General features: G+C 71.4%; 25 protein-coding genes and 1 pseudogene. 11 read left to right on the forward strand and 15 right to left on the reverse strand.

Going from position 1 to position 26,392, the window contains the following annotated elements:
• Positions 1-3: 3 nt before the first annotated feature.
• From HJD23_RS28440 to HJD23_RS28475, 8 genes are all read right to left on the reverse strand, one after another.
• On the reverse strand, positions 4-363 hold the full coding sequence (locus tag HJD23_RS28440) for an MmcQ/YjbR family DNA-binding protein (protein ID WP_171112346.1): 360 nt from the start codon (positions 361-363) through the stop codon (positions 4-6).
• Positions 360-1,667: a hemolysin family protein gene (locus HJD23_RS28445; protein ID WP_171112344.1), complete on the reverse strand. Its 1,308-nt coding sequence runs from the start codon at positions 1,665-1,667 to the stop codon at positions 360-362. The genes HJD23_RS28440 and HJD23_RS28445 overlap by 4 nt, the downstream gene beginning before the upstream one ends.
• Positions 1,664-2,161, reverse strand: coding sequence for an rRNA maturation RNase YbeY (gene ybeY / locus HJD23_RS28450; RefSeq protein WP_141310606.1), 498 nt, complete (start codon positions 2,159-2,161; stop codon positions 1,664-1,666). The genes HJD23_RS28445 and ybeY overlap by 4 nt, the downstream gene beginning before the upstream one ends.
• A 15-nt stretch (positions 2,162-2,176) precedes the next feature.
• Positions 2,177-3,244, reverse strand: a complete 1,068-nt coding sequence (locus HJD23_RS28455) for a PhoH family protein (protein ID WP_171112342.1) — start codon at positions 3,242-3,244, stop codon at positions 2,177-2,179.
• Positions 3,245-3,379: 135 nt separating this feature from the next.
• Positions 3,380-4,627: an MFS transporter gene (locus HJD23_RS28460; RefSeq protein ID WP_171112340.1), complete on the reverse strand. Its 1,248-nt coding sequence runs from the start codon at positions 4,625-4,627 to the stop codon at positions 3,380-3,382.
• Complete coding sequence (locus HJD23_RS28465; RefSeq protein WP_171112338.1) at positions 4,624-5,928, reverse strand: GH1 family beta-glucosidase; 1,305 nt, start codon at positions 5,926-5,928, stop codon at positions 4,624-4,626. The genes HJD23_RS28460 and HJD23_RS28465 overlap by 4 nt, the downstream gene beginning before the upstream one ends.
• A gap of 57 nt (positions 5,929-5,985) precedes the next feature.
• Complete coding sequence (locus HJD23_RS28470) at positions 5,986-6,252, reverse strand: protealysin inhibitor emfourin (RefSeq protein WP_171112336.1); 267 nt, start codon at positions 6,250-6,252, stop codon at positions 5,986-5,988.
• 10 nt (positions 6,253-6,262) lie between these two features.
• A complete protein-coding gene (locus HJD23_RS28475) occupies positions 6,263-7,315 on the reverse strand; it encodes a M4 family metallopeptidase (protein ID WP_171112334.1) in 1,053 nt (350 codons plus the stop codon).
• Positions 7,316-7,659: 344 nt separating this feature from the next.
• Here HJD23_RS28475 and leuA point away from each other — a divergent pair, with 344 nt between their 5' ends.
• The 6 genes from leuA to HJD23_RS28505 all read left to right on the forward strand — a co-directional run bounded on the left by leuA (position 7,660) and on the right by HJD23_RS28505 (position 15,657).
• Positions 7,660-9,381, forward strand: a complete 1,722-nt coding sequence (leuA, locus tag HJD23_RS28480) for a 2-isopropylmalate synthase (protein WP_171112332.1) — start codon at positions 7,660-7,662, stop codon at positions 9,379-9,381.
• Between the two features lie 172 nt (positions 9,382-9,553).
• Positions 9,554-10,252, forward strand: coding sequence for a TerB family tellurite resistance protein (locus tag HJD23_RS28485; RefSeq protein ID WP_171112330.1), 699 nt, complete (start codon positions 9,554-9,556; stop codon positions 10,250-10,252).
• A gap of 142 nt (positions 10,253-10,394) precedes the next feature.
• Entirely contained in the window at positions 10,395-12,470 is a 2,076-nt protein-coding gene (locus tag HJD23_RS28490) for an MMPL family transporter (protein WP_171112328.1), read from the forward strand.
• A 47-nt stretch (positions 12,471-12,517) separates the two neighbouring features.
• Positions 12,518-13,738, forward strand: a complete 1,221-nt coding sequence (locus HJD23_RS28495; protein WP_180687283.1) for a histidine kinase — start codon at positions 12,518-12,520, stop codon at positions 13,736-13,738.
• Positions 13,735-14,400: a response regulator transcription factor gene (locus HJD23_RS28500; RefSeq protein ID WP_171112323.1), complete on the forward strand. Its 666-nt coding sequence runs from the start codon at positions 13,735-13,737 to the stop codon at positions 14,398-14,400. The genes HJD23_RS28495 and HJD23_RS28500 overlap by 4 nt, the downstream gene beginning before the upstream one ends.
• Before the next feature lie 57 nt (positions 14,401-14,457).
• On the forward strand, positions 14,458-15,657 hold the full coding sequence (locus tag HJD23_RS28505) for a sialidase family protein (protein WP_171112321.1): 1,200 nt from the start codon (positions 14,458-14,460) through the stop codon (positions 15,655-15,657).
• Positions 15,658-15,667: 10 nt separating this feature from the next.
• Here the strand turns inward: HJD23_RS28505 and HJD23_RS28510 are convergent, their stop codons facing one another.
• The 5 genes from HJD23_RS28510 to HJD23_RS28530 are packed head-to-tail and all read right to left on the reverse strand — an operon-like array spanning position 15,668 to position 22,204.
• Positions 15,668-16,600: a dihydrodipicolinate synthase family protein gene (locus HJD23_RS28510; RefSeq protein WP_171112319.1), complete on the reverse strand. Its 933-nt coding sequence runs from the start codon at positions 16,598-16,600 to the stop codon at positions 15,668-15,670.
• Positions 16,597-17,622: an ABC transporter ATP-binding protein gene (locus HJD23_RS28515; protein WP_171112317.1), complete on the reverse strand. Its 1,026-nt coding sequence runs from the start codon at positions 17,620-17,622 to the stop codon at positions 16,597-16,599. The genes HJD23_RS28510 and HJD23_RS28515 overlap by 4 nt, the downstream gene beginning before the upstream one ends.
• Positions 17,619-19,610 (reverse strand): dipeptide/oligopeptide/nickel ABC transporter permease/ATP-binding protein, encoded by a 1,992-nt coding sequence (locus HJD23_RS28520; RefSeq protein WP_240980837.1) that lies wholly within the window; start codon positions 19,608-19,610, stop codon positions 17,619-17,621. The genes HJD23_RS28515 and HJD23_RS28520 overlap by 4 nt, the downstream gene beginning before the upstream one ends.
• Complete coding sequence (locus tag HJD23_RS28525; protein ID WP_171112315.1) at positions 19,610-20,569, reverse strand: ABC transporter permease; 960 nt, start codon at positions 20,567-20,569, stop codon at positions 19,610-19,612. Before HJD23_RS28525 ends, HJD23_RS28520 begins: the two co-directional genes overlap by 1 nt.
• 3 nt (positions 20,570-20,572) lie before the next feature.
• Positions 20,573-22,204, reverse strand: coding sequence for an ABC transporter substrate-binding protein (locus tag HJD23_RS28530; RefSeq protein ID WP_171112313.1), 1,632 nt, complete (start codon positions 22,202-22,204; stop codon positions 20,573-20,575).
• A gap of 235 nt (positions 22,205-22,439) precedes the next feature.
• On the opposite strand from HJD23_RS28530, the pseudogene HJD23_RS44160 reads away from it, so the two are divergent.
• A pseudogene (locus HJD23_RS44160) lies at positions 22,440-22,584 on the forward strand (GntR family transcriptional regulator); the annotation flags it as partial.
• Between the two features lie 18 nt (positions 22,585-22,602).
• Here the strand turns inward: HJD23_RS44160 and HJD23_RS28535 are convergent.
• Positions 22,603-23,523, reverse strand: coding sequence for a hypothetical protein (locus tag HJD23_RS28535; protein ID WP_171112312.1), 921 nt, complete (start codon positions 23,521-23,523; stop codon positions 22,603-22,605).
• The gene (locus HJD23_RS28540; RefSeq protein ID WP_171112311.1) at positions 23,520-24,068 is read right to left on the reverse strand and encodes a SigE family RNA polymerase sigma factor; all 549 of its coding nucleotides are present in this window, start codon (positions 24,066-24,068) and stop codon (positions 23,520-23,522) included. The genes HJD23_RS28535 and HJD23_RS28540 overlap by 4 nt, the downstream gene beginning before the upstream one ends.
• Positions 24,069-24,147: 79 nt before the next feature.
• Between HJD23_RS28540 and HJD23_RS28545 the strand changes: the two genes are divergently transcribed.
• The 4 genes from HJD23_RS28545 (at position 24,148) to recO (ending at position 26,379) form a co-directional block, all read left to right on the forward strand.
• Positions 24,148-24,591: a protein phosphatase gene (locus HJD23_RS28545; RefSeq protein ID WP_171112310.1), complete on the forward strand. Its 444-nt coding sequence runs from the start codon at positions 24,148-24,150 to the stop codon at positions 24,589-24,591.
• A 96-nt stretch (positions 24,592-24,687) separates the two neighbouring features.
• The gene (locus HJD23_RS28550) at positions 24,688-25,125 is read left to right on the forward strand and encodes a VOC family protein (protein ID WP_171112309.1); all 438 of its coding nucleotides are present in this window, start codon (positions 24,688-24,690) and stop codon (positions 25,123-25,125) included.
• A 139-nt stretch (positions 25,126-25,264) separates the two neighbouring features.
• Positions 25,265-25,498: a hypothetical protein gene (locus HJD23_RS28555; RefSeq protein ID WP_141310573.1), complete on the forward strand. Its 234-nt coding sequence runs from the start codon at positions 25,265-25,267 to the stop codon at positions 25,496-25,498.
• Positions 25,499-25,632: 134 nt separating this feature from the next.
• A complete protein-coding gene (gene recO, locus HJD23_RS28560) occupies positions 25,633-26,379 on the forward strand; it encodes a DNA repair protein RecO (RefSeq protein WP_171112308.1) in 747 nt (248 codons plus the stop codon).
• The last annotated feature ends 13 nt before the right edge of the window (positions 26,380-26,392 follow it).

Consider the following 26,392-nt stretch of genomic DNA (forward strand, 5'->3'; position numbering starts at 1 on the left):
GGTTCAGGGGCGGTCCAGGCGAAGCCGGTCGGCGCGGGGCAGGCCGGCCACCACCAGGTCGTAGGAGTCCTCGATCAGCTCCCGGACCAGGCGCGCGGGGAGCGAGCCGTCCACCGTGACGGTGTTCCAGTGCCGCTTGTTCATGTGCCAGCCCGGGGCGATCAGGCCGGGGTGGTCCGCGCGCAGGCGTACCGCGTCCTCCGGGTCGCACTTGAGGTTCACCGTGAGCGGGCGGGCGTCCAGGATGCTCAGGGCGAACATCTTGCCCCGCACCTTGAACACCGAGGCCTCCGGCCCGAACGGGAAGTCCTCGACCGCCGCGTTGAAGGACAGGCAGAACGCGCGCAGCTCCTGGGGCGTCACTCCGGCTTCGCCTCCTCCTGAGGCGAAGCCACCGGGGCCACCGGCTCCACCAGCACGGTCACGATCTTGTTCCGGCGCCCGGCGGCGGCCTCGGCGGTCAGCCGCAGCTCCCGGCTGTCCGGCAGCTCGACCACGGAGGACGCCCCGGCGATGGGCACCCGGCCCAGCGCCTTGGCCAGCAGCCCCCCGACCGTCTCCACGTCCTCGTCGTCGTAGGACTCCAGCCCGTACAGCTCGCCGAGGTCGCCGATGTCGAGGCGGGCGGTGACCCGGTAACGGTCCTCGCCGAGGGACTCCACGGGCGGCAGCTCGCGGTCGTACTCGTCGGTGATCTCGCCGACGATCTCCTCCAGGATGTCCTCGATGGTGACGATCCCGGCCGTGCCGCCGTACTCGTCGATGACGACGGCGACGTGGTTGCGCTGCTTCTGCATCTCGCGCAGCAGGTCACCGGCGTTCTTGGTGTCCGGCACGAAGAACGCCGGCCGCATGGCCGTCGACACCAGCTCCGTCTCGGCGTCCCGGCTGATGTGCGTCTTGCGGACCAGGTCCTTCAGATACACGATCCCGACGATGTCGTCCTCGCTCTCACCGGTGACCGGAATCCGCGAGAAACCGGACCTGAGCGCGAGGGTGAGGGCCTGGCGGATGGTCTTGAAGCGCTCGATGACGACCAGGTCGGTGCGCGGGACCATCACCTCCCGTACGAGGGTGTCGCCCAGCTCGAAGACCGAGTGCACCATACGGCGCTCCTCGTCCTCGATGAGGGACTCCGCCTCGGCCAGGTCGACCAGCGCGCGCAGCTCCGCCTCGGACGCGAAGGGGCCGCGCCGGAAGCCCTTGCCCGGGGTGAGGGCGTTGCCGATGAGGATCAGCAGGGACGGGACCGGGCCCATGATCCGGGCGAGCGGGACCAGTACGTACGCCGCCGCGGTGGCCGTGTTGAGGGGGTGCTGGCGGCCGATGGTGCGCGGAGAGACGCCTACGGCGACATACGAGACGAGGACCATGACCGCGATCGCGATCAGCAGCGCCTCGGTGGTGCTGTCGAATTGGTTCAGGGAGGCGTACGTGATCAGCGCGGCCGCGGCCATCTCGCAGGCGACGCGGACCAGCAGCGCCACGTTGAGATAGCGGGTGGGGTCGGCGGCGACCTGGGCGAGCTTGGCGCTGCCGCGCCGGCCGGAGCGTACGGCCTCATCGGCGCGGAAGCTGGAGACACGGGCGAGGCCCGCCTCCGCGCAGGCCGCGAGCCAGGCGACGACGACCAGCGCGACGGCGCCGGTGATCAGCGGGATGCTCATGACACGGTCGGGGCCGGGGAGGGACCGGTGAGACCCTTCTCTGCACGCCAGCCGTCCACGATGGCGGCCTGCAGACCGAACATTTCGGCCTTCTCGTCCGGCTCCTCGTGGTCGTACCCGAGCAGGTGCAGCACTCCGTGGACGGTGAGCAGCTGGAGCTCCTCGTCCATGGAGTGCTGCGTCGGGGCCTCGGCGCCCTGCTTGGCGGCGACCTCCGGGCACAGCACGATGTCGCCGAGCAGCCCGTGCGGGGGCTCGTCGTCGTCCTTCGACGGCGGGCGCAGCTCGTCCATCGGGAACGACATGACATCGGTCGGACCCGGCAGGTCCATCCACTGGATGTGCAGTTGCTCCATGGCGTCGGCGTCCACGACGATCACCGAGAGCTCGGAGAGCGGGTGGATGCGCATCCGTGCGAGCGCGTAGCGGGCGATGTCGAGGATCGCCTGCTCGTCGACCTCGGTTCCGGACTCGTTGTTGACGTCGATCGACATGTCCTTGCTTGTTCTCTACTTCCCCTTGTGCGCGGCCTTGCCGCCCCGGCCCTTGTGCGTGCCGTTCTGGGTGCCGTGCTTGTTGTCGTACTTCTCGTACGCGTCGACGATACGGCCGACCAGCTTGTGCCGTACGACGTCGTGGGAGGAGAGCAGGGAGAAGTGGACGTCCTCCACGCCCTCCAGGATCTCCCGTACCTGCCGCAGACCGGACTTGGTGCCGTCCGGGAGGTCGACCTGGGTCACGTCACCGGTGATGACGATCTTCGAGTCGAAGCCGAGCCGGGTGAGGAACATCTTCATCTGCTCGGGGCTGGTGTTCTGGGCCTCGTCCAGGATGATGAAGGCGTCATTGAGGGTCCGGCCCCTCATGTATGCCAGCGGCGCCACCTCAATGGTCCCCGCCGCCATCAACCGCGGAATCGAATCCGGGTCGATCATGTCGTGCAGCGCGTCGTACAGAGGGCGCAGGTAGGGGTCGATCTTCTCGTAGAGCGTGCCCGGGAGGAATCCGAGCCGCTCGCCCGCCTCCACCGCCGGCCGGGTCAGGATGATGCGGTTGACCTGCTTGGACTGCAGGGCCTGCACCGCCTTGGCCATGGCCAGGTAGGTCTTGCCGGTGCCGGCGGGGCCGATGCCGAAGACGATCGTGTGCTTGTCGATCGCGTCGACGTACCGCTTCTGGTTGAGGGTCTTGGGGCGGATCGTGCGGCCGCGTGAGGACAGGATGTTCTGGGTGAGCACCTGGGCCGGGGTCTCCTGCGGCCCCTCGCCGGTCTCAGTCGCCCGGAGCATGGCGATCGAGCGTTCCACTGCGTCCTCCGTCATCGGTTGCCCGGTGCGGAGCACCAGCATCATCTCGTCGAACAGGCGCGAGACGAGGGCGACCTCAGCCGAGTCGCCGACCGCGCTGATCTCGTTGCCCCGGACGTGGATGTCGACCCCCGGGAAGGCCTTCTCGATCACGCGCAGGAGGGAGTCGCCGGAACCCAGCACGGTCACCATGGGGTGGGCCGCCGGAACGGTGAACTGCACTCGTGCCTGCCCCTGCGCGGGGGTGTGAGCTGTGGGTGTCTGAGTCATGGGCCGGCGCTTAAGGCCTGCATGTCCTCCTTGATGCGACTCGCCTGCCACAAGGGCGGCCTGGCGGTTTCCAGGGTACGCCGGGGGGCTGACATCGCCGTAGGCCTTTTCGATGCGCTGTGCCGCACACAGGGTCTAACTCACCCCTCTTATCCGCCCCACCAGCACCGCCCCCGCCAGCCCGATCACGGCGGCCACCAGATACAGCACCCGGTAGCCGCCCAGGTACGTCACGATCGGGGCCGCCAGTACCGGGGCCGTGACCTGTGGCAGTGCGTTGGCCACGTTGATCACGCCCAGGTCCTTTCCGCGGTCCAGGGCCTTCGGCAATACGTCCGTCATCAGGGCGAAGTCGACGGATGTGAACACCCCGAAGCCCACGCCGAGCAGCGCCGCCGCGACGATCGCGCCCGGCCAGGTCTGCCAGCCCGACAGCAGTGCCGTGGCCGCCGCCATCAGCACGCCCGACCAGATCACGAACGGCTTGCGCCGCCCGGCCCGGTCCGACCACACCCCGGCGACGACGACCGTGGCCAGCAGCGTTACACCGTTCACCGCCGTCAGGATCAGCACCCCGGCCTCCGGGTCCTCGTGGTGCAACCGGTCGCGCAGGTAGTAGAGGAGGTAGAGGAGCACGAGCGCGTTGCTGAGGTTGATCAGGAAGCGGGTCAGCCAGGCCCAGCCCAGGTCGGGGTGGCGGCGTGGGCTCAGCCAGAAGCCCGCGAGGAAGCCTCGCCAGGACCACGGCGGCCGGTCCCCGACCGTCAGCCGCAGATCGGGGAAGGTCAGGACATACGGCAGCACCCCCGCCACCACGAACACCGCGCACGCCACATACCCGGCCCCGACGCCGCCCGCCACCGTCGCCAGCCCCGTCCCGCCGACCACGCCCAGGATCTGCGCCGCCCCCAGCCAGCCGCCCACCGCACCGCGTTGCAGCCGCGGTACCCGGTCCGGCACCGCCGCCGTCACCGCCGCGAACGCCGCGTTCAGCGTCAGCTGCACCAGGCACCAGCCCGCCACCATCGCCCACAGCCCACCCGCCCCCGCGAGCACCAGCAACGACAGCGCGCCGCCCACAGCTCCCGCCACGATCCACGGCGTACGGCGGCCCAGCCGGGACGTCGTCCGGTCGGACAGCGCGCCCCACACCGGGTTCGCCACCAGCGACACGGCCGCGCCCACGCCCGTCACCCAGGCCAGCAGCGTCTCCTTGGACATCCCGGCGCCGGGTGCGAAGTCCTCCGCCTGCATCGCGAGCAGGATCTGCAACGGGCCGTACCAGCCCACCCAGATCGCCCCGTTGGCCAGCGCGAGCGACGCCGTCCAGCCGCGGCCGACCCGTGCGGCAGGCTCGGCGAGAGCAGCCGACTCCACCTTCATCTCTGTGCCCGCAGCACGTCCCGGAACCAGCGGTACGAGGCCTTCGGCGTGCGCCGAAGCGTCTCGTAGTCCACATGCACCAGCCCGAACCGCCGCGCGTACCCCTCCGCCCACTCGAAGTTGTCCAGCAACGACCACACGAAGTACCCGCGCACATCCACGCCCGCCGTCAACGCGGCGTGCAGCGCCCGCACATGGCCGTCCAGGTAGGCGATCCGCTCCTGGTCGTCGAGCCCCTCGTACGAGCACCCGTTCTCGGTGATCACCACCGGCGGCAGCCGTTCGCCGTACCGGTCCCGGAAGCCGGTGAGCAGCTCGGTCAGTCCCTCCGGCACCACCGGCCAGCCGAAGTCCGTCACCGGCACGCCCTCGATCTCCCGTACCGAGAAGGGCAGTTCGGCCGGCATCCGGATCCCGCCGAAGTCGATCTCCGTGCCCTCCGGGGCGCCCACCCGCGTCGGCGCGTAGTAGTTGATCCCGTACCAGTCGACCGGCTCCGCGATCACCTTCAGGTCGGACGCCACATCCCCCGGCATCAACTCGCCGATCCCCGACGGATACTCACCGAGCAGCAGCGGGTCCGCGAACAGCCGGTTCAGCAGGACGTCGTAGAAGTCCGCCGCCTCCACATCGGCGCTCTCCCTGGACGCCGGCCAGGTCGGGCCGTGCGAGTTGGCGATCCCGATGTCCGTCGCGTCGGCCGCGCGCAGCGCCCGTACCGCCAGTCCGTGCGCCAGGAGCTGGTGGTGGGCGACCGGCAACGCGTCGAACAGCAACTGCCTGCCCGGCGCGTGCACGCCGAGCGCGTGGCCGAGGAGGGTGTGTTCGGCGGGCTCGTTGAGGGTGATCCACTTGCCGACACGGTCGCCGAGCCGCTCCGCGACCACCGCCACGTACTCCGCGAACCGCGACGCGGTGTCCCGCTCCAGCCAGTCCAGGCCCACCGGCAGGTCCCAGTGGAAGAGCGTCGGGACCGGCCGCACGCCCGCCGCGCACAGCTCGTCCACCAGGCGGTCGTAGAAGTCGAGTCCCTCGGGCGAGCGCACGCGCGGCCAGGAGATCGAGAAGCGGTACGCGTCCACGCCCAGGTCGGCCAGGAGCGCCACGTCCTCGCGGTAGCGGTGGTAGTGGTCGCAGGCCACCGCCGCGGTGGAGCCGTCCTTCACCCGTCCCGGCTCGGCCGTGAAGGCGTCCCACACGGACGGTTCGCGCATCTCCGCCGCGCCCTCGATCTGGTGCGCGGACGTCGAGACGCCCCACAGGAAGCCGGCCGGGAACTGGGGTATGGGGTTCGTCGCCATGCGCGGATCATCCGTACCGCCGGTAACGGAAGTCAACGCCCTGGCGTGAACCGGGAGTTACGCTCCTTCCTTCAGCACCCTGGAGATCAGCCTGCGCTGTTCGTCGGTCAGCCGGGGGTCCGCGCAGTACACCGTTCGGCCGTCCACGGTGATCCGGTAGCTGAAGCCGTCCGGAACGCCGACGGGTGGCGTGCCCCGGCCCGCCGCGAGCGCCTGCTCGGCCAGGGCATGCCACTCGTGCGCGTCGGGCCGCCCCGAGGTGTCCACCTCGGCGTGCCGCTCGATGCCCGCGAATCCGCCCGTGCGCCGCACCTGAATACGCATGGGTTCCTGTCTACAGGGTCCGCACCCCGACCTGCTCCCAGGCCTTCGCCACCGCACGGAGCTCGTCGCTGCCGTCTCCGAACCGTGCCTTCGCGGCGGAGACGGTCAGCGTGGCGAACTCGGCGAACATGGCGTCCTCCTTCAGCTCGCCGCCGGTCAGCACGTCGTACCAGACCTGCCCGGCCCGCTCCCAGGCGTGTCCGCCGAGGGCGGTGGCGGCGAGGTGGAAGGCGTGGTTGGGGATGCCGGAGTTGATGTGGACGCCGCCGTTGTCGCGGCCGGTGCGCACATAGTCCTCCATCGTCGCGGGCTGCGGGTCCTTGCCGAGCACATCGTCGTCGTACGCCGTCCCCGGGGCCTTCATCGAGCGCAGCGCCACTCCGCTCACGCGCGGGGCGAGCAGGCCGGCGCCGATCAGCCAGTCGGCCTCGGCGGCGGTCTGGCCGAGCGTGTACTGCTTGATCAGCGAGCCGAAGACGTCGGAGACGTGCTCGTTGAGCGCGCCGGGCTGGCCGAAGTAGGTGAGGTTGGCCGTGTACTGGGTGACGCCGTGGGCGAGTTCGTGGCCGATGACGTCGATGGGGATGGTGAAGTCGAGGAAGATCTCGCCGTCCCCGTCGCCGAAGACCATCTGCTCGCCGTTCCAGAAGGCGTTGTTGTACTGCTCGTCGTAGTGCACGGTCGCGTCGAGGGGGAGGCCGCCGCCGTCGATCGAGTCGCGGCCGTAGGCCTTGAGGAACAGGTCGAAGGTGGCGCCGAGGCCCGCGTAGGCGCGGTTGACCGTGGCGTTCTTGCCGGGGTCGTCGCCCTCGCCGCGGACCTTCTTGCCGGGCAGGCTCGTCCTGTGCTGGGCGTCGTAGATCGTGCGGTGCGGGGTGCCTGCGGCGGCTGGGGACGGTGGGGTGACTGGGGCGCCGAGGACTGTGGTGAGGCGGCGGTGGGTGCGTTCGTAGGCGTCGCGCTGGAGGGTCTGGCGGGCGGGGCCGGAGAGGGCGGGGTCCTCGGACTGGGCGAGCTTGTCGAGGATGTGCGGGGGGACGATCGTGCAGAAGACGGGAGTCATGCTTCGCACCTTGGCACTGAGTCAGAGACCTGTCACTATCCGCAACCTTGATTGGTGAAATGTGTGGATGTGTGGGTCGTGGGTGGTTGCACTGTGTTATTCATCGACACGGCCCCGCGCCCCTGAGGTATCTGTGAATCCCGCATACTGATACGGAACCGCGCATCCGCTAGTGGCTCGGCTAGCATGCTCTGCATCATGCGTTTTGGGCTGCTTCTTCTTAGCTGCCGCGGCGAGGGCCTGTAGTCGAGGCCGACTCCCTCCCCGCGGAGCTCGGCGTTGCGTCGTCGGCCGTCCTTCCGGACCCCGGATCCGACCGGATTTTTCGAGGAGCCCACGCCACCATGGCACATCGCCAGCAGCCCAGTTCCATGCCGATCCACAAGTACGGCCGCTACGAGCAGGTCGACATCCCGGACCGCACCTGGCCGGAGAACCGCATCACCGCCGCCCCCCGCTGGCTCTCCACCGACCTGCGCGACGGCAACCAGGCCCTGATCGACCCCATGTCACCGGTACGCAAGCGGGCGATGTTCGACCTGCTGGTGAAGATGGGCTACAAGGAGATCGAGGTCGGCTTCCCGGCCTCCGGTCAGACCGACTTCGACTTCGTGCGGTCGATCATCGAGGAAGAGGGCGCGATCCCGGAGGACGTGACGATCTCCGTCCTCACCCAGGCCCGTGAGGACCTGATCGAGCGGACCGTCGAGTCGCTGAAGGGCGCCCGCCGCGCCACCGTCCACCTGTACAACGCGACCGCGCCGGTCTTCCGCCGGGTCGTCTTCCGCGGCTCCAAGGACGACATCAAGCAGATCGCCGTCGACGGGACGCGGCTGGTGATGGAGTACGCCGAGAAGCTGCTGGGGCCGGAGACCGAGTTCGGCTACCAGTACTCGCCGGAGATCTTCACCGACACCGAGCTGGACTTCGCGCTGGAGGTCTGTGAGGCGGTCATGGACGTCTGGCAGCCCGGTCCGGGCCGCGAGATCATCCTCAACCTGCCGGCCACCGTCGAGCGCTCCACGCCCTCCACGCACGCGGACCGCTTCGAGTGGATGGGCCGCAACCTGTCCCGCCGCGAGTACGTCTGCCTGTCGGTCCACCCGCACAACGACCGCGGTACGGCCGTCGCCGCGGCCGAGCTGGCGCTGATGGCCGGTGCCGACCGCGTCGAGGGCTGTCTGTTCGGGCAGGGCGAGCGCACCGGCAACGTCGACCTGGTCACCCTGGGCATGAACCTGTTCTCGCAGGGCGTCGACCCGCAGATCGACTTCTCCGACATCGACGAGATCCGTCGTACGTGGGAGTACTGCAACCAGATGGAGGTCCACCCGCGCCACCCGTACGTGGGCGACCTGGTCTACACGTCCTTCTCCGGCTCCCACCAGGACGCCATCAAGAAGGGCTTCGACGCCATGGAGGCCGAGGCCAAGGCCAAGGGCGTCACCGTCGACGACATCGAGTGGGCGGTGCCGTACCTGCCGATCGACCCGAAGGACGTCGGCCGGTCCTACGAGGCGGTCATCCGCGTGAACTCGCAGTCCGGCAAGGGCGGCGTGGCGTATGTGCTGAAGAACGAGCACAAGCTGGACCTGCCGCGCCGGATGCAGATCGAGTTCTCCAAAATCATCCAGGCGAAGACGGACGCCGAGGGCGGCGAGGTCACGCCGAAGGACATCTGGGCGATCTTCGAGGACGAGTACCTGCCGAACCCGGACAACCCCTGGGGCCGGATCCAGCTGAAGAACGGCCAGTCCACCACCGACAAGGACGGCGTGGACACGCTGACCGCCGAGGCCGAGGTCGACGGCGCCGAGGTGACGCTGATCGGTACCGGCAACGGCCCGATCTCCGCGTTCTTCCACGCGCTGCAGGGCATCGGGATCGACATCCGGCTGCTGGACTACCAGGAGCACACGATGAGCGAGGGCGCGTCCGCGCAGGCCGCCTCGTACATCGAATGCGCGATCGACGACAAGGTCCTGTGGGGGATCGGTATCGATGCGAACACGACACGTGCGTCGCTGAAGGCGGTCGTCTCGGCCGTCAACCGGGCGGCCCGCTGACCCCTCTGACCGGGCGTTTCGGGTCCCGTCCGCCGATTTCCGGCGGGCGGGGCCCCGTCGGTTACCAGCCAGGTCACGGAGAGGTCTCGTCCGGGGTACTTACTCCACCTCACGGATGTGGCTAACATCACGCCAGCGCGGCGATGTTGCCGTGGGGTTACGGAGGTGCGACGTGCTGCCAGTCCCGGGACGAAACGGCCGTGCCACCAGGCGTTCGCGCGTTCTGGGCACCCGTACCGCGTGGACGGCCGTCGGCGACGGCGAGTTCTTCTGCCCGGGCTGCGGTGGCGACCGCAACTACCAGCGGCTGACCGGGCGCCGCCGCTTCACCCTGCTCGGCCTGCCCGTGCTGCCACGCGGCGACACCGGCCCGGTCGTGGAATGCGCGGCCTGTCGCCGCCACTTCGGCACCGACGTCCTGGACCACCCCACCACCACCCGTTTCTCCGCGATGCTCCGCGACGCCGTGCACACCGTCGCCCTCGCGGTGCTGGCGGCGGGCGGCACCCGGACCCGCCCGTCGCTCACCGCGGCCGCCGGCACGGTCCGCGCGGCCGGCTTCGAGGACTGCACGGAGGAGCAGCTCAACGCCCTCGTCGAGGCGCTGGCCGCGGACACCGGCCGGGTCCTCGGCGCACCCTGCGGCCCGGGTCTGGCCATAGAGCTGCACGAGGCCCTCGACCCGCTCGCCCCGCACCTCGCCCCGGGCGGCCGTGAGTCGATCCTCCTCCAGGGCGCCCGCATCGCCCTCGCCGACGGCCCCTACACCGCCGCCGAACGCGAGGTGCTCGCCACCGTGGGCGCCGCCCTCACCATCACCTCGGACGAGGTGACCCGCCTGCTGACGGCCGCCGCCCGGACACCGTCCTGATACTCCCCGGGGAGTAATACGGCCGTCGGGTCATCTCCGGCAGTACCGCCGAACTCGCCCTCGCGCGCGACGTGTTCCCGCCCTCGCGCCGGAAGTCTGGAAGCCGCATCCAGTCATCCGTGCCGGAGGGAGGGCCCTGTCCATGGGGGCCGGAGAAACGATACGAACGCGGCGCCGCGCGGTGCCGTGGCTGCTGCTCGCGCTGTGGGTCGGCGTGCTGGCGGTGGCCTCGCCGTTCGCGGCGAAGCTGGGGGACGTACAGCGCGACCGCATCACCGACTATCTGCCGGCGAGTGCCGACTCCACGCAGGTCGCCGAGATCCAGGACCGGCTGCCGGGCGGCGAGACCACCGAACTGGTGCTCGTCTACCACCGGGACGCCGGGCTCACCGCCGCCGACCGACAGACGGCGGGGGAGCAGGTCGCGCGGATCGCCGGGGAGCATGAGCTGGCCGGTGAGCCGCAGGGCGTGCCGTCGAAGGACGGGACCACCCTCATGTATCCCGTCGCCACCAACGAACCAGGCGACGACGAGGAGAAACGCGACGCCTTCGTGGACGCCGTGCGCGAAGTCGCCCACAGCGAGGGCGGGTTGACCGTCCAGGTGGGCGGGCCCAGCGCGATGACCACGGACGCGAGCAAGGTGTACGACCAGCTCGGCGGGCCGCTGCTCTACACCACCGTCGCCGTCGTCGCCGTCCTGCTGATCCTCATCTACCGCAGCCCGGTGCTGTGGCTGGTGCCGCTCGTCGTCGCCGGGCTCGCCGACTATCTGTCGCTGGGCGTCGCCTACGGGCTGCACGAGGCCTTCGGGACGCAGGTGTCCGGGCAGAGCACCGGCATCATGACGATCCTCGTCTTCGGCGCGGGCACCGACTACGCCCTGCTGATCATCTCCCGCTACCGCGAGGAACTGCGCCGGATCGAGCGGCCGTACGACGCCATGCGGGCCGCGCTGCGCGGCTGCGGACCCGCCGTGCTCGCCTCCTCCGGGACGGTCGCAGCAGGGCTGCTGTGCCTGCTCGCCGCCGACCTCAACTCCAACCGGGGGATGGGGCCGCTGGGGACAGTGGGTGTGCTGTGCGCCCTCACGGCCATGCTGACCCTGCTGCCCGCGCTCCTCGTCCTGCTGGGCCGCCGCGTCTTCTGGCCGCTCGTCCCGGCGTACGGCTCCACGCCCAAAGTCCGCCGGTCGCTGTTCGCCGCGATGGGCAGCTCCGCGGGGCGGCGCCCGGTGACCGTGCTGGCCGGCGGTGCCGTGCTGCTCGGCGCGCTCGCGCTGGGCGCCCTCAACCTGCCCGGCACGCTCAAGCAGGAGGACTCCTTCGTCGACAAGCCCGAGTCGGTCGCCGCCCTGCAGACGCTGGCCGAGGCCTACCCGGAGCGCTCCAGCCAGCCCATCACCGTGCTCACCCCGGCCGACCGCGCCGACGCCACCCTCGCCGCCGCGCGCGGCACCGACGGCGTCGACAGCGCGGAGAAGGGGCGTACCGGAGACGGCTGGACGGAGGTCGTCGTCATCGCCGAGGACGCTCCCCAGACGCCGGGGGAGACCCGGACCATCGAGGCACTGCGCGACCGGCTCGACGGCTCCTACGTCGGCGGACCCAGCGCCCAGCAGCTCGACCTGAAGGAGACCAACGCCCGGGACACCGCGGTCGTCGTGCCGATCGTGCTGGTCTCCGTGCTGCTCATCCTCATCGCGCTGCTGCGGTCCCTGGTCGCGCCGCTGATCCTGGTGGCCGCCGTGGTCGCGGTGTGGGGCGCCACGCTCGGCATCGGCGGGCTGGTGTTCGAGCCGCTGTTCGGCTTCCAGGGCACCGATCCGGGGCTGGGGCTGCTGTCCTTCGTGTTCCTGGTCGCCCTCGGCGTCGACTACGGCATCTTCCTCCTGCACCGGATGCGCGAGGAGGCCATGCGCGGCGCCGAACCGGTCACCGCCGCGCTCACCGCGCTGCGCACCACCGGCGGCGTGATCGCCTCCGCCGGGCTCGTGCTCGCCGCGACCTTCGGGGTGCTGCTGAACATGGGGCTGGTGGCTCTCGTCGAGCTGGGCTTCGTCATCTCCGTGGGGGTGCTGCTGGACACCTTCCTCGTCCGCACCTACCTGGTGACCAGCGCGAGCGTGGCGCTGGGCCGGAAGGTGTGGTGGCCGGGACGGCTGTCCAAGGCACCCGGGGAACCGGTACGGCCGCAGCGGCAGCCGGAACCCGTATGAGCCGTGGGGCGCCTTTCCCTGCCGGAGGGGTGCCCTCCTCCCGGAAGATGAGGCCCGTGCCCGCACCTCACAAGCCCCGCCTGGGCGAGCGGATCATGGCGGCGGTCAACCGTGATCCGCTCACCGCCCCGCACGCCATCCGCAACGACGCCCTGCTCGCCCTCGCCACCACCGCCCACGCCGTGGTCGTGGCCCTGGTCACCGACGAGGGCCGACGGCCCGACGTGCTCGGCTGGACGCTGCTGCTCGCCGCTCAGGTCCCCCTGGTGTGGCGGCGGCGCCACCCGATGCCGGTGCTGGCCGCGGTGGTCGCGCTGGTCGGGCCGTACCACGCCCTGGACTTCAACCATGCCGCCCCGACCCCGGCCGCTTACGTCGCCCTCTACACGGTCGCCGCCACCAGCCGCCCGCTGCGCACGCTGCTCACCGGCGCCGCCGTGCTCGGCATCTCCATGGCGGTGATGCTCAGCGTCGACACCAAGCAGGCCCTCGAACTGCTGCGCATCTCCGGCTGGGTGATCGCCGTCCTCTTCCTCGGCGTCGACGTCCGGTACTACCGCCAGTACGTCGCCGCCATCGTCGAACGCGCCGAACGCGCGGAGCGCACGCGCGAGGAGGAGGCCCGCCGCCGGGTCGCCGAGGAACGCCTGCGTATCGCCCGCGACCTGCACGACCTGCTCGCGCACAGCATCACCCTGATCGGTGTGCAGACCTCCGTCGCCGCGCACGTGCTGACCGCCGACCCCGAACGCCTCGACCGCGCCGCCGTCGCCAAGGCCCTCGACGACATCGCCGAGACCTGCCGCACGGCCCGCGGTGAACTGCGCACCACCCTGGAGGTGCTGCGCGAGCACACCCCGGCCGAGGCGCGCGGCCCGCTGCCCGACCTGCACGGCCTGAAGGACCTCGCGGACACCGCGCGCGGCGCCGGGGCGAACGTGGAGCTGACGGTGCGGGCCGATCAGGTGCCGCCCGCCGTCGGGGCGGCCGCCTACCGGATCGTGCAGGAGGCGCTCACCAACGCCGTACGGCACAGCGGGCGCGACGACGTCACCGTACGCGTGCGGGTGTACGAGGGTGAGGGTGCTCTCCGCGTCGACGTCACCGACGACGGGACCGGCGTCGGCACCGGCACGCCCGGCTTCGGTCTCGTCGGCATGCGGGAACGGGCCCGCAGCGTGGGCGGCACGCTGGACGCCGGGCCGGGCCGCGCGGGCGGCTACGAGGTGACCGCCGTACTGCCCCTGGGAAGCGAAGGAGCCCGATGAGCGCCATCCGTGTACTGCTCGCCGACGACCAGACCCTCGTACGGGCCGCGTTCGCCATGCTCGTCGAGTCGGCCCGGGACATGGAGGTCGTCGGCCAGGCGGGCACCGGACGGGAGGCGGTGGAACTGGCCCGCAGCGCCCGCGCCGACCTGGTCGTGATGGACATCCGCATGCCCGACCTGGACGGCATCGAGGCCACCCGGCTGATCGCCGCCGACGAGGATCTGGCCGGGGTGAAGGTACTGGTCCTGACCACCTACGACACCGACGAGAACATCGTGGAGGCGCTGCGCGCGGGCGCCTCCGGGTTCCTGGTGAAGGACACCCGTCCGGCCGAACTCCTCGCCGCCATCCGCACGGTGGCCGCCGGTGAGGCACTGCTGTCGCCCGGCCCGACGGCCCGGCTGATCGCCCGTCTGCTGCGCAGCCCCTCGGCTCCTCCGGCGGCCGGACCCGAATGCCTGTCCGAGCGTGAGCGCGAGGTGCTCACGCTGGTCGCGCGCGGCCTGAACAACACCGAGATCGCGGAGTCGCTGGGACTCAGCCCGCTCACCGCGAAGACCCACGTCAGCCGCATCATGGGCAAGCTGGGGGCACGGGACCGGGCGCAACTGGTGATCGTGGCGTACGAGAGCGGGCTGGTGACTCCGGGGACGATGTGACGGACAGTCGGTCACCGATGACTGACGCACCGTCACCGACCCTGAGGGAACCGCCCGATGAGACGTCCCGGACGCGCCTTGCTGACCGCCGCCGCCACCCTCGCCCCGCTGGCGCTCGGCCAGCTCACCTCCGGCCCGCCCGCCTCCGCCGCCCGCTGCACGTCCTCCGTGCCGTACACCGCCGGGACGGACGGCTACGCCACCTACCGCATCCCGGCGGCCGTCACCACCGGCGCCGGTACCGTCCTCGCCTTCGCCGAGGGGCGGCGCGGCGGCGCGGGCGACTCCGGCGACATCGACGTGGTGGCACGCCGCTCCACCGACGGCGGCTGCACGTGGGGCCCGCTCACGGTGGTGGCCGCCGGGAAGGGGGACACCCGCGGCAACCCGGCACCCGTGATCGACCCGCGCACCGGCACCGTCGTGCTGCTCACCACCTCCAACAGCGGCGCCGTGACGGAGGCGCAGATCATGCGGGGCGAGGTGACGCCGGAGCAGAGCCGCCGGGTGTTCGTGCAGCGCAGCAAGGACGACGGACGCACCTTCACCGAGCCGCGCGAGATCACGGCGGCGGTCAAGCGGACCGGCTGGCGCTGGTACGCCACCGGCCCCGGCCACGCCCTCGCCCTCACCCGCGGCCCGCACGCCGGCCGTCTGCTGGTCCCCGCCAACCACTCCGCCGCCCCGCCCGCCGGTTCCGCCGACACCGGGCAGGAACCCAAGTACTACGGCGCCCACGCCGTCTACAGCGACGACGGCGGCAACACCTGGCGGCTGGGCTTCGTGGACGCCTCCTACGACGGCCACGACAACGCCAACGAGAGCACGGCCGCCGAACTCCCCGACGGCACGCTCTACTTCTCCGCCCGCGACCAGCACGGCACCAGCTCCGGCCACCGCCTCGACAGCCGCTCCACCGACGGCGGCCGCACCCTCGCCCGCCCCTACGCCGTCCAGCCCACCCTGAACGACGTGCCCATCGTCCAGGCGAGCGTCCTCCAGCCCGGTGATCGGACTGCCCCGTTGCTCTTCTCGGGGCCCTCCGTGCCCACCGCCCGCGAGGCCATGACGATCTGGCGCAGCACGGACGCCGGGAGGACCTTCACCAAGGCGCTGACGCTGTCCCGGCACCCGGCGGCCTACTCCGACCTGGTGCAGCTCGGCAAGGACACGCTCGGCGTGCTGTACGAGACGGGGGTGACGGGGACGTACGAGAGGATCGAGTTCCGGCTGATCCCGCTCGCCGACGTGTCCTAGCCGGCGTGCTTCAGAGCAGCCCCGCCGCCGCGAGGAACTTGCCCACCTTCTCCACCTCGTCCGGCGACAGCGGCACCTGCGGCTCCGCCGTTGCCGGGCAGTCGATGACCCCGCGCAGATGCAGTGCCGCCTTGAAGGCGCCCAGCGCCGAGGAGCTGCCGCCCATCCGGGTGGGGGCGCCGACGCCGACCAGGCCGAACAGGGCGCACAGCCGCTCCTGTTCGGCGCGGGCGCGGGCCCAGTCGCCGGCCCGGCACAGGCGGTCGAGCCGGACGTAGCCGTGCGGGTCGACGTTGGCCAGGCCGGGCACCGCCCCGTCCGCGCCCAGCGCGAGGGCCGCGTCCACGACGGTCTCGGAGCCGGTCAGCACGCTGAAGCCGGAGACGCCGTGCGCGTGCAGGCCGGTGATGACCTGACGGAAGCCCGCGAGGTCCCCGCTGGAGTCCTTCAGCCCGGCCAGCACGCCCTCGGCGGCCAGTTCCAGGACCAGGTCGGCGGGGAGCTTGGTGTGGACGGCGGGCGGGATGTCGTAGGCCAGGACGGGGACCGGGGAGGCGGCGGCGACGAGCCGGTAGTGGCGGGCGATCTCCGCGGGGTGGGTGCGGGCGTAGAAGGGCGCGGTGACGACGACGGCGTCCGCGCCCGCCCCGGTGACGGCCGTGACGTGGTCCAGCACGCGCGGGGTCGTCATGTCGATCGCCCCGGCGACCAGCGGGAGCCGCCCGCCGACGTGACCGGCCACGCTCTCGACGACGAGGGCGCGCTGCCGGTCGGTGAGGAAGGCCGCCTCGGAGGTCGAGCCGAGCACGAACAGCCCGTGCACACCACCGGCGACCAGATGATCGACCAGCCTGAGCAGCGAGCGGACGTCCACCTCACGGTCCGGTGTCAGGGGCGTGCAGACGGGCGGGACGACACCGGTCAGCGGGGTGGGGAGGTTCATGCGGGCTCCTTGGGTGGTGCCTGAGCCTGGCCGACGAGCTCACGGGTCGACTCTTCCTCTCCCACCGGATGATGGCAGCGGAAACGATGCACTGGAGTGGACGCAACGGAAAATTCGGGCATCGACTCCGCGCACACCCCGTCGGCCTTCCAGCAGCGGGTGCGGAACGGGCACCCGCTCGGCGGGCGAGTCGCCGACGGGACGGGGCCGACCAGTGGGATCGGGTCGATCGGGTCGAGCAGGCCGGGCGTCGCGGAGAACAGGGCGCGGGTGTACGGGTGCCGGGCCCGGTCGGTCACCCGGTCGGCCGGGGCCACCTCCACGATCCGGCCGAGGTACATGGTGATCACCCGGTCGCTCATCCGCCGTACCGTCTGGATGTCGTGCGAGACGAACACCAGCGCAAGCCCCAGCCGCTCCTTCAGCTCCAGCAGCAGGTTGAGGATCTGGGCGCGCACCGACACGTCCAGCGCGCTGGTCGGCTCGTCGGCCACCACCAGGTCGGGGTCGAGGGCGAGGGCGCGGGCGATGGCGACGCGCTGGCGCTGTCCGCCGGAGAGCTGGCCGGGCAGCCCGTCGGCCAGGGCCTTCGGCAGGCCGACCAGCGCCATCAGCTCCCGGACCCGCTCCTCGCGCCCGGCCGCCGTGCCGCGCCCGTGCACGTCCAGGGGGTCGCGCAGGATCTGCCGTACCGTCAGCCGCCGGTTCAGCGCGGTCGACGGGTCCTGGAAGATCATGCCGGTGTGGCTGCCGATGGCCTTCCTGCGCTCGGCGGGCGGCATGCCCCACAGGTCGCGGCCCCGGAAGGACACCGTCCCGGACGTCGGCGGCTGCACGCCCACCAGCACCTTCGCCAGCGTCGACTTGCCGCAGCCGGACTCGCCGACCACGCCGACCGTCTCGCCGGGTGCGATGGTGAGGTCGGCGCCGGTCAGGGCGTACACCTTGTCCCGCGTGAACAGCCCGCCGGTGCGGGCCTTGTGCACCACATGCACGTCGGCGAGTTCCACCAGCGCGGTCATGAGACGACCTCGCTCTCCGCCTCGCCGGTGTTCACCAGCAGGACCGCCGGGTGGTGGCAGGCCGCCGTGTGCGTCGGGGTGCCCAGCAGGTCGGGGGGTGTGGTCCGGCAGACCTCGCTCGCCATCGGGCAGCGGTCCGCGAACCGGCAGCCCGCCGGGAAGTCGGCCGGGGACGGCACGACGCCCTTGATCTGCGTCATCCGCTCCTGGGACGACTCCAGCGACAGCACGCTGCCGAGCAGCCCGCGCGTGTAGTGGTGGGCGGGCGCCTCGACCAGGTCGGCGGTCACGCCCGTCTCCACGATCTGCCCGCCGTACATCACCACCACCCGGTCGGTGACGGCCGCGACCAGCGCGAGGTCGTGCGAGACCAGGATCAGCGCGAAGCCCAGCTGCTCGCGCAGCTTCAGCAGCAGTTCCATGATCTGCGCCTGCACGGTCACGTCGAGGGCGGTGGTCGGCTCGTCGGCGACGATCAGCTTCGGGTCGCGGGACAGGGCCATGGCGATCAGGACGCGCTGGCGCTGGCCGCCGGAGAGTTCGTGCGGGTAGCTGCGCAGGGTGCGGTCGGGGTCGAGGCCGACCATGGTGAGCAGTTCGGCGGGGGTGCGGCGCCCGCCGCGTCGTACCACCTGCTTGAGCTGGGCGCGGATGGTCATCGCCGGGTTCAGGGAGGACAGGGCGTCCTGGTAGACCATCGCCATCTCGTGGCCGAGCAGTCTGCGGCGCACCCGCATCGGCTCGGCGAGCAGGTCGCGCTGGTGGAAGCGGACCTGGCCGCGCACGCGGGCGCCCTTCGGTTGCAGGCCCATGACGGTGAGCGCGGTCAGCGACTTGCCGCAGCCCGACTCGCCGACCAGGCCGAGCACTTCACCGGGGTGCACCTCGAAGCTGATGCCGTCGACGATGTCCACGCCGTGGTGCCGGTCCGGGAAGCCGATGGCGAGGTGCTCGACGGCGAGCACCGGCTGCCCGCCGGGCAGGGGGCGGGCGCGGGAGCGGAGCCGGTGGGCGGCCTCGGTGAGGCCGGGGAGCGCGGTGACCTTGCCGCTGCCGGGCTCGGGGGCCTCCAGGCGGTCCTTGGGTGCTTCTACGTCCCGGGGCGCCGGTGCCGCCCAGGCGTCGGACACGCCCTCCGAGAGGATGTTCAGCGACAGCACGGTCACCAGCATCAGCAGCCCGGGGAACACGGTCGCCCACCAGCCGCCGGTCAGCACCATGTTCTTGCCGTCCGCGATGACACTGCCCCACGACGGGTCGGGCGGCCGTACGCCCGCGCCGATGAAGGACAGCGACGCCTCGAAGACGATGGCCTCGGCGACCTGCACCGTGCAGAACACCAGCACGGGCGCGGCGCAGTTGATGGCCACGTGCTTGACGACGATGTGCGGGGTGCGGGCGCCGATGACCCGCTCGGCCGTCACGTAGTCCTCGCCGTACTGGTCGAGGATGTTCGCCCGTACGACCCGGGCGACCGGCGGTGTGAACAGGAACGCGATCGCGCAGATCAGCACGGTGATGCCGCCGCCGAACACGGCGACCAGGACGGCGGCCAGCGCGATCCCCGGGAACGCCATCACCACGTCCAGGCAGCGCATCAGCGTCTCGTCCACCGCCTTGCGGGAGGTCGCCGCGACCGCGCCGATCAGCGAGCCCACCAGCAGCGCGAGCGCGGTCGCGCCGAGCCCGATGGCGAGGGACCAGCGGGCGCCGTACATCAGCCGGCTGAGGAGGTCCCGGCCGAGGCTGTCCTGGCCCATCCAGTGCTCGGCGGACGGATGGCCGGTGCCGTCGACGGGCGGCAGCTGCTCCAGCGGGTCGTAGGGCGCGAGCAGCGGCGCGCACACCGCGACCAGCACCACCAGGGCCAGGAAGCAGACGGCGGCCTTCGACAGCAGCGGCAGCCGGTGCCGGCCGCGCAGCCGGACGCCGGGCCGGGTCAGGGCCTCGGTGAGACGCTTGCGGGAGAACATCGGGCCGGGGAACATCAGGCCGCATCCCTCAGTCGCGGGTTGACCAGCAGGTAGAGGACGTCGATGACGAAATTGACGACCACGAACCCGGTCGCCGTGGTCAGGACGACGCCCTGGACGACGGCCGGGTCGCCGTTCTTCACGGCGTCGATCATGAGCTTGCCCATGCCGGGCAGCGAGAAGATCGTCTCGATGACGACCGCGCCGCCGAGCAGATAACCGACGCGCAGCCCGAGCACCGTCAGCGGGTTGATCAGGGCGTTGCGCAGCACGTTCCGGCCGACCACCACGCTGGGCGGCAGTCCGCTGCCGATCGCGGTGCGCACGTAGTCCTTGTCCAGCTCCTCGACGACCGCCGTGCGCACGATCCGGGTGAGCTGCGCGGCGACCGGAAGGGACAGGGCCAGGGCGGGCAGGGTCATGGTGTTCAGCCAGCCGGTGAAGGAGTCCGCCGGGTTGATGTAGCCGCCGGTCGGGAACCAGCCCCGGTCGACCGCCAAGTACTGGATCATCAGCAGCGCCAGCCAGAAGCCGGGCGCGGCCACGCCGGTCAGGGACACCACCCGGATGATCTGGTCCGGCAGCCGGTCCCGGTGGATCGCGGCGGTCACCCCGCCGATCAGCGACAGCACCACCGCGATGCCCAGGCCCAGGAAGGTGAGCTGCAGGGTGAGCGGCAGCGCGGTCATCACCTGGTCGACCACCTCGCCCCGGGTGAGCGCGCTGGTGCCCATGTCGCCGTGCAGCAGATCGCCGACGAAGGCGACGTAGCGCACCGGCAGCGGATCGAGCAGGCCGTGCTCCTCGCGGAAGTCGTGCAGCTGCTGGGGCGTCGGGTTGGCGCCCTGGAAGAACGCGGACGCCGGGTCGACGTCGGAGAACCGCATCACCAGGAACACGAACAGCACGATGCCGAGCATCAGCGGCACCAGCAGCAGGACACGACGGGCGAGGATCCTGAGGACGGCGATCACCGGCTAGGCCCACCTGGCTTGCAGGACGTTGATCCCGGGGTACGGCTGGGCCCTCATCCCGGCGAGATCCCTCGGGTCCCAGGCCGTCATCAGCTCGTTGTGCACGACCGGGTAGAGCACGGCCTGCTCGGCGACGACGTCGATGTAGTCCTGGATCATCGTCTTCTTGCGGGCCGTGTCCGGCTCCCGGGTGGCCCGGTCCATGTCCGTGAAGAGCTGCCTCGCGACCGGGTCGCCGGCCCAGCGGGCGTACTGCATCCACAGGTTCTCGGGGCCGTAGTTGTAACGCATGATCAGGTCGGCGTCGAGGCCGAACTGGTTGGGGTTCGAGGCCGCGGCCACCACCTGGTAGTCCTGCTTCTGGTCCATCTTGGTGAACACGGCCGTGGTCTCCTGCGGCGACAGCGTCGTACGCACCCCGATCGCGTCCCAGGACGACTTGATGGTCGGCAGACAGTCCACGATCCAGCTGACGTTCACGGCGAGGACGTCGATCCGCAGCCCGCTGACCCCGGCCTCCCTCAGCAGCGCCCTCGCCCTGTCCGGGTCGTGGTCGTAGACCGTCCTCGCCCGCCGGTACGCCGGATTGGCCTCGTCGAGGAACGACGACGACGGCTTGCCGTGCCCCTTGAGGGCGACCTCCACGATCTTCTCGCGGTCGATGGCGTAGTGCAGCGCCTGCCTCACCCGCACGTCGTCGAACGGCTTGTGCCGGGTGTTGAACATCAGGAACAGGTTGTTCATCCCGGCCCCGCCCGCCACCGTCAGCCCGCTGCTCTCCAGCCGGCCGATGTTGGCGTACGGGATGTTGTCCGCGATCTGCGCGCCCGCGCTGCCGCCGGAGATCTTGGCGACGCGCGGCGCGGCGTCGACGATCGTCAGCCAGTTCATCTTCCTGAAGGCGGGCGGGCGTGGGCCGTTGTAACCGGCGAACGCCTCGAAGGTGGTGTTGGACTTCGGGTGGTGCGCCGTCTGCCGGTACGGCCCCGACCCCACCGCCAGCCCCCTGATCGCGTCGTTCCAGGCGCCGGGCCGGGAGAACACGTGCTTCGGCATGATCTTCGCCAGGGTGAGCCGGGAGACCCCTTCCGGGAAGGGGAACTTCAGCACCAGCTCGACGTTCCGCTCGTCGACCGTGCGCACGTCCTTCAGCCAGGGCTCGAAGAACCCCTTGGCCAGGGTCTGGGTGCCGGGGTCGAGGATCCGGTCGAAGACGAAGACCACGTCGTCGGCGGTGACCGGCCTGCCGTCGTGGAACGTGGCGCCCGGGCGCAGGGTGAACGTCCAGGACGTGGCGGTGAGGTCCGCGGGCACGGCGGTCGCCAGCGCGGGATACGGCTCCCGGGAGATCGGGTCGGTGTCGAGCAGCCCCTCGTAGATGTGGTTGTTGGCGGCCATGCAGAACGCCGACGCCGTCTGTGTCGGGTCCCAGGTCCCGTCGTTCCCGTAGCCGATGACCGCCGTCAGCGTCCGGTTCGGGCCCGAGCCCCCGTCGCCGGTGTCGTTCGTGGACTCGGGGCCCACCGAACAGGCCCCCAGCGACGCGGAGACCGCGGCGGCGGCGCCGAGGGCGCCGGTGTGCTGCAGAAACGAGCGGCGGTGCAGCGCCGGAACGTCGTGGGTCACGTCGCGCACAGGTCCTCCGGGAGTCGTGGGGGAGGCGGTCGGATGATGGAGACGATCAGGAGATACGACGTCCTACGTCCTGCGGTCAGCGCGACCATAGAAGCGGCCCGGAGGGCGGTCAAGAGATCACACACGAATGGTGTATCCGCCCGAGGCCACACCGTTGACGGCGGGAAATGGCGGGAGTTGCCGCAGGTGGAGGCCGGAGACGGGACGTGGGACGGCCACCGGGGCGGAGCTGAGGACCGGCGCCCGTGACCGCCCGGACGACGCGTCCCCCGAGCTCACCGTTCACCGTCATCGCGCCATCATCACCGCGCCGCGCGCCCGTGACGTGGAGGGCGCGCAGCGCGGTGACGGCGGTTCACTTCCGTGGCGCAGAGGGCCGGCCGGGGGCGGACACGCCGTTACGGCAGCGTCGGCATGTAGTACTTGTCCCGGTCGGAGTCGTAGACCAGCTTGCCGCCGGAGTCGTACCCCTTGACGTGCGGCGACCTGGTGACCTGCTGGTTCAGCTCCCCGGCGGAGACGAACCAGCCGCCGTCCAGGACCGCCTCGCTCGTCTCGTCCCCGTAGGATACGGTCACCCGGTCCACGGACGGCTCGACCGTGCCGATGCTCGCCCAGCGGAAGGGCAGCCTCCAGTTGCCCTTGTCGATGACCGACTGCATGTAGAGCTTGTGCGCGTTGATGTCGGGCATCACGACCGGGGCGTCCGGGATCGCGTCGTCGCCGCTGCTGACGCTCCGTCCGGAGACCTCGCCGTCCTTGATGTTGCAGATCAGCCGGGTCTTCGGGCCCTTCTCCCGCACCGCGACGACGAAGTGGCCGTCGCCGGGGGCGTTGCTGTCGCCGGTGCTGCGCATGGCGAGCAGGATCCGGTAGTCGGAGGGCTCACCGAGGGAGATGTCACCCGGGGCACCGCCCATGTCGTACGCCAGACAGTCCGCCACCCCGGACACGGCCGTGGCCCGGTCGATCCCGTCCAGCAACTGCCCCTCCGTGGCCGGACCCGAGGGCCCGGACGGCGTCGGGGACGGAGTGGACGTCGGCGACGGCGGAGCGGTGACGGGCGGGCTCGGCGTCGCGGTGTCCGCCCCGTTCGTCCCGCCCGTCAGCGCGTACGCCCCCACGGGCACCGCCACCAGCGTCACCAGCGCCGCCCCGACCGCCGCCACCCGCCGGCGCCGCTCGACCGTGCCGCGCTGCCGGATCGTCGGATACGGCACCGGCGACGGCTGGACGGCGTAGGCGTCCTCGGCGAGCAGCTCACGCACCTGTTCCTCGAACTCCTGCTCGCCCTCCCGCTCGTCCTCGTCGTGGCTCACCTGGTGCCTCCCTGTCCCCCCGACGCGCGGCTGCCGGCAGGTGCGTCCATGACCTGCGCGAGCCCCGGATACGTACGCAACTTCGCCAGCCCCTTGGCCGCCTGGCTCTTGACCGTGCCGGTGGAGCAGCCGAGCACCTCGGCGACCTCCGCCTCCGACAGGTCCTCCCAGTACCGCATCACCACCACCGCCCGCTGCCGGGGCGGCAGCCCGGCGAGCGCGCCCATCAGCGCGCTCCGCTCGTCCGCCCGCGACACGGCGTCGTCACGGCCCGCCCGCTCGGGCGGCGACGCGGTCAGCGCCTCGCGCACCCGCCGCTTGCGGAACCGGTCGCTGTTGCAGGTGACGAGCATCCGCCGCACATACGCCTCCGGACTGTCACTGCGCGCCACGCGCCGCCAGGAGCGGTACGCCTTCGCCAGCGCGGTCTGTGTCAGGTCCTCGGCGTGGTGCGCGTCGCCGGTGAGCAGATAGGCGGTCCGGACGAGATGGGACCATCTCGCCCTGACGAATTCCTGGAACTGGGCCTCTGGTTCGGCCTGCATCAAGCACCCCCTCGCCCTCCAGACCACCGGTTGTCCGCAATCGGTTGCCCGGGTACGCCGAACAAGTTCGAATGACTCCATGACGACGATCGACGGGTGGGACGACCAGTTGCCAGGCGTACTCCGGCTGCCCTCGGGCCGCCTGATCCGAGGCCGGGGCCTGCGGCACCCCCTCGACCCGGCGGCGCCCGGCCCGTCGTACGGCGTCTACCTGCTCGGCAAGCCGCCCCAGGCCCACCCCTGGGAGTCCCGCTGGATCCACTGGCCCGACTTCCGCCTCCCGAAGGACCGGGCCGACGCCCGGACGGCCCTGACCGAGGCCTGGGAGCGGGCCGCCGCCGAGCGCGTCGAGATCGCCTGCGGCGGCGGGCGCGGACGGACGGGGACGGCGCTGGCCTGCCTGGCGGTCCTGGACGGCGTACCGCCCGAGGAGGCCGTGGCGTACGTCCGGGCGGGCTACGACCGGCGGGCGGTGGAGACGCCGTGGCAGCGGGCGTACGTGCGCCGGTTCGCCGGGCGTTGAGGTCGACGTCGAGCGGCCGGGCGGCCACCCAACCGCCGGTACGGCCGACGGGCGCGGCCCGTGCCGTGGGAGGACCATGGCCGAGGAGGTGGGCGTATGGAATGGACCCTCGAGGTGATCGCCGTACCGGTCACCGACCTGGACCGGGCCAAGGCCTTCTACCAGGACCAGTGCGGTTTCCGCGCCGATGTCGACGCGTCGTTCTTCGGTGACACCGGGCGCTTCGTCCAGCTCACCCCGCCCGGCTCCCGCTGCTCCATCGTGCTGGAGTCCGGCATGCCCGACTCGCCGGGCCGGTCCCGGATGATCCCCGGCTCGCTCCAGGGTCTCCAGCTCTGCGTCACGGACATCGAGGCGGCCAGGGCGGAGCTGGTGGGCCGCGGGGTCGAGGTGACCCCGGTGCTGCACGTGGACGCGTCCGGCTGGGCGGAGGGCCGGGGCCAGGAGCGGTGGAACGCCTTCCTCTTCTTCCAGGACCCCGACGGCAACGGCTGGGCGGTCCAGGAGGCCCCGGTACCCCTCGCCGAACGCTGACTTCCACCTGGTGCGCCGGGCCTCGGCCCGAGTGTAGAGGCAGTGCGTAGTCCGGGAGTCGCAAAGAGTGAAACCCGGAAGAGGCGGGGAACCACCCCGTGAAGCAATCGCCGCCCGCACTGGAAAAGGCCGGAAGCCGATGAAGTCGAAGAAGCCGCCGAAGCCGCCGATCGGCTCGTACGTCGTGGACACCCGCAGCGGGAAGGTGGGGATCGTCATGGGGCACGAGGGGCCGTACGTGCAGCTGAGAGCCGTCGGCGGCGGGAAGGAGTGGGACTGCGACCCGGAGGCCCTGCGCAACGCCACCGCGGCGGAGCGGCTGAGCGCGGCGACCGCCTACGCCAACGCCCGCAGCCGGGGCGAGGTTCCCTGAAGGAGGGCCACCCGCGTAGGAGACAATGGCCGCATGAGCCTGTCCCGCGCCGACGCCATCGCGCTGCACACCCGCAAGCCGGGCGCGGCGGACCGGATCATGCCGCACCCCCAGCAGTGCCACGGCGGTGCGCGATGAGCCTGTTCCGGGACGACGGCATTGTGCTGCGCACCCAGAAGCTGGGTGAGGCCGACCGGATCATCACGTTGCTCACCCGGGGGCACGGGCGGGTGCGGGCGGTGGCGCGCGGGGTGCGGCGGACGAAGTCCAAGTTCGGGGCGCGTCTCGAACCCTTCTCGCATGTCGACGTGCAGTTCTTCGCGCGGGGCAGTGAACTGGTCGGGCGCGGGCTGCCGCTCTGCACGCAGAGCGAGACCATCGCTCCGTACGGCGGCGGGATCGTGACCGACTACGCGCGGTACACCGCCGGGACGGCGATGCTGGAGACGGCGGAGCGGTTCACCGACCACGAGGGCGAGCCCGCCGTGCAGCAGTATCTGCTGCTGGTCGGCGCCCTGCGCACGCTCGCCCGCGGCGAGCACGCCCCGCACCTCGTCCTCGACGCCTTCCTGCTGCGCTCCCTCGCCGTCAACGGCTACGCCCCCAGCTTCAGCGACTGCGCGAAGTGCGGCCTGCCCGGCCCGAACCGGTTCTTCTCGGTGGCGTCCGGCGGCTCGGTCTGCGCGGACTGCCGGGTGCCCGGGAGCGTCGTACCCTCACCGCGGACCCTGGAACTCCTCGGGGCGCTGCTTACGGGAGACTGGGAGACCGCGGACGCGTGCGAGCCGCGGTATGTGCGGGAGGGCAGCGGGCTGGTGTCCGCGTATCTGCACTGGCATCTGGAGCGCGGGCTGCGCTCCCTTCGGTACGTGGAAAAGTAGACCTGAGGAGACG

The organism is Streptomyces sp. Z423-1 (assembly GCF_013009255.1).
Classification (GTDB): Bacteria; Actinomycetota; Actinomycetes; order Streptomycetales; family Streptomycetaceae; genus Streptomyces; species Streptomyces gossypiisoli.

Bases quoted from the DNA above. Each gene is read 5' to 3' on its own strand.
- HJD23_RS28505 (WP_171112321.1), top strand. From the start codon at position 14,458: ATGAGACGTCCCGGACGCGCCTTGCTGACCGCCGCCGCCACCCTCGCC.
- HJD23_RS28550 (WP_171112309.1), top strand. From the start codon at position 24,688: ATGGAATGGACCCTCGAGGTGATCGCCGTACCGGTCACCGACCTGGAC.
- HJD23_RS28510 (WP_171112319.1), bottom strand. From the start codon at position 16,600: ATGAACCTCCCCACCCCGCTGACCGGTGTCGTCCCGCCCGTCTGCACG.
- recO (WP_171112308.1), top strand. From the start codon at position 25,633: ATGAGCCTGTTCCGGGACGACGGCATTGTGCTGCGCACCCAGAAGCTG.
- HJD23_RS28540 (WP_171112311.1), bottom strand. From the start codon at position 24,068: ATGCAGGCCGAACCAGAGGCCCAGTTCCAGGAATTCGTCAGGGCGAGA.
- HJD23_RS28555 (WP_141310573.1), top strand. From the start codon at position 25,265: ATGAAGTCGAAGAAGCCGCCGAAGCCGCCGATCGGCTCGTACGTCGTG.
- HJD23_RS28500 (WP_171112323.1), top strand. From the start codon at position 13,735: ATGAGCGCCATCCGTGTACTGCTCGCCGACGACCAGACCCTCGTACGG.
- leuA (WP_171112332.1), top strand. From the start codon at position 7,660: ATGGCACATCGCCAGCAGCCCAGTTCCATGCCGATCCACAAGTACGGC.
- HJD23_RS28520 (WP_240980837.1), bottom strand. From the start codon at position 19,610: ATGTTCCCCGGCCCGATGTTCTCCCGCAAGCGTCTCACCGAGGCCCTG.
- HJD23_RS28455 (WP_171112342.1), bottom strand. From the start codon at position 3,244: ATGACTCAGACACCCACAGCTCACACCCCCGCGCAGGGGCAGGCACGA.
- HJD23_RS28475 (WP_171112334.1), bottom strand. From the start codon at position 7,315: ATGACTCCCGTCTTCTGCACGATCGTCCCCCCGCACATCCTCGACAAG.
- HJD23_RS28515 (WP_171112317.1), bottom strand. From the start codon at position 17,622: ATGACCGCGCTGGTGGAACTCGCCGACGTGCATGTGGTGCACAAGGCC.
- HJD23_RS28445 (WP_171112344.1), bottom strand. From the start codon at position 1,667: ATGAGCATCCCGCTGATCACCGGCGCCGTCGCGCTGGTCGTCGTCGCC.
- HJD23_RS28490 (WP_171112328.1), top strand. From the start codon at position 10,395: ATGGGGGCCGGAGAAACGATACGAACGCGGCGCCGCGCGGTGCCGTGG.
- HJD23_RS28470 (WP_171112336.1), bottom strand. From the start codon at position 6,252: ATGCGTATTCAGGTGCGGCGCACGGGCGGATTCGCGGGCATCGAGCGG.
- ybeY (WP_141310606.1), bottom strand. From the start codon at position 2,161: ATGTCGATCGACGTCAACAACGAGTCCGGAACCGAGGTCGACGAGCAG.
- HJD23_RS28495 (WP_180687283.1), top strand. From the start codon at position 12,518: ATGAGGCCCGTGCCCGCACCTCACAAGCCCCGCCTGGGCGAGCGGATC.
- HJD23_RS28460 (WP_171112340.1), bottom strand. From the start codon at position 4,627: ATGAAGGTGGAGTCGGCTGCTCTCGCCGAGCCTGCCGCACGGGTCGGC.
- HJD23_RS28465 (WP_171112338.1), bottom strand. From the start codon at position 5,928: ATGGCGACGAACCCCATACCCCAGTTCCCGGCCGGCTTCCTGTGGGGC.
- HJD23_RS28545 (WP_171112310.1), top strand. From the start codon at position 24,148: ATGACGACGATCGACGGGTGGGACGACCAGTTGCCAGGCGTACTCCGG.